Source organism: Neisseria sp. P0022.S010 (assembly GCF_051956635.1).
Map to the genome: position 1 here is coordinate 1 of NZ_JBQCXF010000296.1, position 3,565 is coordinate 3,565.

Below are 3,565 nucleotides of genomic sequence, written 5' to 3' on the forward strand. Positions count from 1 at the left end.
GTGGACCGCGCGTGACGGTCAAGCCCCACGTTACCAGCGGCGCAACGTCTTCCGGCCAGCAATGCTGAATCGGAAGTTTATACAAATCAACGTCTTCGCCTTCCCACACGATTTCCTGACACGGCGCGTTTTTCACCACGTTCGGCGCCATGCTCCAAATATCTTTCAGTAACGGCAGTTTGGAAATCGCGTCTTTAATGCCTTTGGGCGGTTCGGGTTCTTTCAAATACGCCAGCGTCTGCCCGATTTCGCGCAGCTTGGACACACTGTCCGCCCCCATGCCCAGCGCCACGCGTTCGGGCGTGCCGAACAGGTTCGCCAACACGGGATAATCGTAGCGCGTGCCGTCGGGCTTAATCGGGTTTTCAAACAGCAACGCCGGCCCTTCGGCGCGCAGCACGCGGTCGGCGATTTCGGTCATTTCCAAATGCGGCGACACCGGATGCTGAATGCGCTTGAGTTTGCCATAGGCTTCCAATCCGGCGATAAATTCTCGCAAATCTCTGTATTTCATGATTTCATTTTCCTGAACAGGCCGTCTGAAAGCAGACCGCCATTTCGGGTTTGAAAGATAAACCAGTGGCTATTGTACCTGCCAAATCCGTCCATATCCCAACTTTCCGCATCCGAATTTCCATATTTTTTGCAAACTACCGTCAAATTTAAACAATATCTGCTTGTGATTGCTTTCAGACTGCCTTATCTTTGGTAGAATTCCAACTTAATCCAGTCATCAATCAATATCTATCGTGGGACGGCGGCCATGTTTGCATTTTTAGAATCTTTTTTCGTTGAATACGGCTATGCGGCCGTGTTTTTCGTTTTGGTTATTTGCGGCTTCGGCGTGCCGATTCCTGAAGATTTGACGCTGGTAACCGGCGGCGTGATTTCCGGCCTGGGTTATACCAACTCGCATATTATGTTTGCCGTCGGTATGCTCGGCGTATTGGTAGGCGACGGCTTTATGTTTGCTGCCGGCCGGATTTGGGGGCAAAAAATCCTTAAATTCAAACCGATTGCGCGCGTGATGACGCCCAAACGCTATGCCCAAGTACAGGAAAAATTCGACAAATACGGCAACTGGGTTTTATTCGTCGCCCGTTTCCTGCCCGGCCTGCGTACCGCCGTTTTCGTGACCGCAGGCATCAGCCGCAAGGTTTCCTACCTGCGCTTCATCCTGATGGACGGTTTGGCCGCGCTGATTTCCGTTCCGGTTTGGATTTATTTGGGCGAATACGGCGCACGCAATACCGACTGGCTGATGAAGAAAATGCACAGCCTGCAATCAGGTATCTTTATCGTACTGGGCATCGGCGCAGTCATTGTCGGCTGGATTTGGTGGAGAAAACACCGCCGCCATACCTTCTTCCGTGAAAAACTGCACGAAAAACGCGCCGCAAAAGCCAAAAAACAAACCAATCAATAAATCATTCCAGGCCGTCTGAAACACTTCCCCTCTTTCAGACGGCCTCAATCATTCATCAGAAACACCATGAAACAAAAAATCTTCGTCCTCTACACCGGCGGCACCATCGGCATGACCCAAAGCAGCGCCGGCCTGCGTCCCGATACTGCACTCGTCGATAAAGCCCTTGCCCCCTTTTCAGACGGCCTTGATTTCGAATGGCACGTTTGTCAGCCGCTCATCGATTCTTCCGCGGTAACGCTGCAAAACCAACGCGACTGGTTGGAGCTTATTATCGCCAAGCTGCCTGACTATGACGGCATTTTGGTGCTGCACGGCACGGATACCATGGCGTACACCGCCAACCTCTTCGCCCTTTCGCTGCAAGGTTTGGACAAACCCGTTATCCTGACCGGCTCGCAATGGCCTTACGATGCCGCCAACAGTGATGCGCCGCGTAACCTTGCCATCTCCGTTTCCGCCTTCTCGCTCAAACTCAAACAAGTGGCCATTGCCTTTGACGGCAAACTCTTCCCCGCCGTCGGCAGCAGCAAGGTCAGCACCGAGACCGCTGCAGGTTTTGACAACCTGCATTTTGGCACGCTCGCCGAATGGGAGGGAAACAAAGGTTGGCACAATATCCGTACCGCCCCGACCCAACATTCAGACGGCCTCAAACCGCGTCTTCCATCCCCCGAAGCAAAAGTTTCCGTCCGCACGCTGATTCCCGGTTATGCCGCGCAAGAACTTTCAGACGGCCTGCCCCATCTTTCCACCCAAGCCCTGATTCTGCAAAGCTACGGCCACGGCAATGCGCCGAGCGACGATGCGTTTGTCCGAGCCGTCCAAGCCTTTACGCAACAAGGCAAATTGCTGCTCAACATCAGCCAAGTGCCGCAAGGTTGCGCCGCTGCCGTTTATGCCCAAGGCGATGCTTTGCGTCAGGCAGGCATTATTAATGGCGGCAAATGCAACCTTGAAACCGCCACTGCGCTGATGACCCTTGCCGTATCCCATGACTGGAATGCGGATAAGGTGCAACAAGAATTGCGACAATTAAATCTGCTGTAAACCGCCATTTAACATGACTTTTACCGACACCCACTGTCATCTTGCCGACCCTAAACTTGCCAACACGCTGCCTACCGTGCTTGCCGAAGCGCAAGCCGTCGGCGTAGCGCGTTTTATCGTACCGGCAACATCTCCCAAGGATTGGCAGGAAGTTGCGCAGTTGGAAAGGCCGTCTGAAAATATCCATATCGCTTTGGGCATTCACCCATGGTTTTCAGACGGCCTCAACGAAGCGGTATTCCAGGAGTTAAAGTCCGAATTAATCCGGCATCCTCAAGCATGGGTTGGCGAAATCGGCTTGGATTTTTATGGCAAAGAGCAAACCCAAGCACAACGCGACACGCAGACCGACGTCTTTATCCGCCAACTCATCCTCGCCCAAAACCTCAACCGCCGCGTCATCATCCATAATCTGAAAGCTACCGCCGCCATTGCCGCCGCCGTTAAAACCGCCGGTTTCACACAAGGCGGTATCGTTCACGCCTTCTCCGGCAGCGTAGAAGAAGCACAGATTTTGGTGAAACTCGGCTTCAAAATCGGCATAGGCTCGCTGCTACTCAATCCCAATGCAAAAAAAGTCCGTGCCGCCTTACAAGCTTTAAACGACACGGATTTCGTTCTCGAAACCGACAGCCCTTTTATGCTCGGCCATGAAACCAATACACCAGCCAACATCCGACGTATCGCCGAAATTGCCGCCGAATTGCGCGGCATACCGCTGACACAACTGGCTGAAATCACCGAGCAAAACGTGGATTCCCTGCTCCATACTTCCCCTTAATATGCCGACCTCAAAGCATCAAAAAGCCTTGCCCTGCCATTTCGTTTCCAAACCGACACACTCTGCCTTTCCTACCCCATATTCATGAATAAAAAGCGATACAAGGCCGTCTGAAAAAATGTTTTTAGCACAAAATATCGCTAATTCTCCTATTTCAGCTTTTTAAAACCGTATTTTTCCTTTGATTGATAAAAAGTATTACCCATATTATTGGGCAAACTTTTTATTTACGTTAAAATGTGCTTTTTTTTGATAATAAGGCCGTCTGAAAAAGGCGGAAAATACTTATGGCAGAACAACATACACAC

The 3,565-nt window shown here is 51.4% G+C and carries 4 protein-coding genes; 3 read left to right on the plus strand and 1 reads right to left on the minus strand.

All coding sequences use genetic code 11. The features are described 5' to 3' along the window. Window positions 1–514, minus strand: a 514-nt coding sequence (locus tag ACTHUT_RS15615) for a UbiD family decarboxylase domain-containing protein (RefSeq protein WP_440419001.1), incomplete at its 3' end; no start/stop codon positions are given. Between the two features lie 249 nt (window positions 515–763). On the opposite strand from ACTHUT_RS15615, the gene ACTHUT_RS15620 reads away from it, so the two are divergent. From ACTHUT_RS15620 to ACTHUT_RS15630, 3 genes are all read left to right on the plus strand, one after another. Then, complete coding sequence (locus tag ACTHUT_RS15620) at window positions 764–1,426, plus strand: DedA family protein (RefSeq protein ID WP_070713137.1); 663 nt, start codon at window positions 764–766, stop codon at window positions 1,424–1,426. Window positions 1,427–1,492: 66 nt separating this feature from the next. Beyond that, entirely contained in the window at window positions 1,493–2,476 is a 984-nt protein-coding gene (locus ACTHUT_RS15625; protein WP_049329853.1) for an asparaginase, read from the plus strand. Between the two features lie 13 nt (window positions 2,477–2,489). After that, complete coding sequence (locus tag ACTHUT_RS15630; protein ID WP_049329852.1) at window positions 2,490–3,257, plus strand: TatD family hydrolase; 768 nt, start codon at window positions 2,490–2,492, stop codon at window positions 3,255–3,257. Window positions 3,258–3,565: the final 308 nt, after the last annotated feature.

Coding starts and splice junctions, on each gene's coding strand:
- ACTHUT_RS15625 (WP_049329853.1), top strand. CDS start 1,493: ATGAAACAAAAAATCTTCGTCCTCTACACCGGCGGCACCATCGGCATG.
- ACTHUT_RS15620 (WP_070713137.1), top strand. CDS start 764: ATGTTTGCATTTTTAGAATCTTTTTTCGTTGAATACGGCTATGCGGCC.
- ACTHUT_RS15630 (WP_049329852.1), top strand. CDS start 2,490: ATGACTTTTACCGACACCCACTGTCATCTTGCCGACCCTAAACTTGCC.